Source organism: Mesorhizobium sp. M1A.F.Ca.IN.020.06.1.1 (assembly GCF_004023265.1).
In the GTDB taxonomy this organism is placed as follows: domain Bacteria; phylum Pseudomonadota; class Alphaproteobacteria; order Rhizobiales; family Rhizobiaceae; genus Mesorhizobium.
Genome location: NZ_RZSR01001598.1, coordinates 1 through 702, shown reverse-complemented (window position 1 = coordinate 702; position 702 = coordinate 1). Strand labels below are relative to the sequence as shown.

The 702-nt window shown below is 62.7% G+C and carries 1 protein-coding gene; it reads right to left on the bottom strand.

What is annotated here, in order from left to right:
- A partial coding sequence (locus EOA60_RS39975; RefSeq protein ID WP_206628449.1) for an ABC transporter ATP-binding protein occupies positions 1 to 702 on the bottom strand: 702 nt, incomplete at both ends.

Below are 702 nucleotides of genomic sequence, written 5' to 3'. Positions count from 1 at the left end.
GTTCAGCATGATGGTTGGCGCCGAAGAAGCTCATCGTATCCACGCAAAACCTGCCGATGGGCTCTCCGCTGGAAAGGTCGTCACCGAACAGGAAATGTTCTGGTCTGAGCAGCACCGACACGACATCGCCGCGTTGCGCAGACAGGCCCTGCGGACAAGGCACGCTCAGCGTTCCAAGATCGGCGTCGATCTCCACATTCTCGCCGTGCCGCCGGCGCACCACGCCATCGATGAACGTCCCCTGCCCCATGAAGCCGGCCGCAAACCTCGAGCGGGGCTTCAGATATACCCGCTGAGGGGCGCCGGCATCTTCAATGCGGCCGTTGCTCATTACCACGATCTCGTCGGCGATTGCCATCGCCTCTTCCTGGTCGTGCGTCACGTGGATAAAGGTGGTTCCCACTTCGCGCTGGATGCGCTTCAGCTCGATCTGCATCTGGCGTCGAAGCTTGAGGTCGAGCGCACCAAGGGGCTCGTCGAGCAGCAGCACCGCCGGGTCGACGGCAAGGGCACGTGCGAGCGCAACACGCTGGCGCTGCCCGCCGGACAGTTGGTGAGGCTTCTTTTCTCCCGCGCTGCCCAATCCGACAAGGTCGAGCATGCGCTGGACCTGCTCCTCGCGTTTCACTTTGTCGATCCGCCGCATGCGCAGGCCGAAGCCGACATTGGCTCGGATGGTCATATGCGGGAACAGCGCATAGT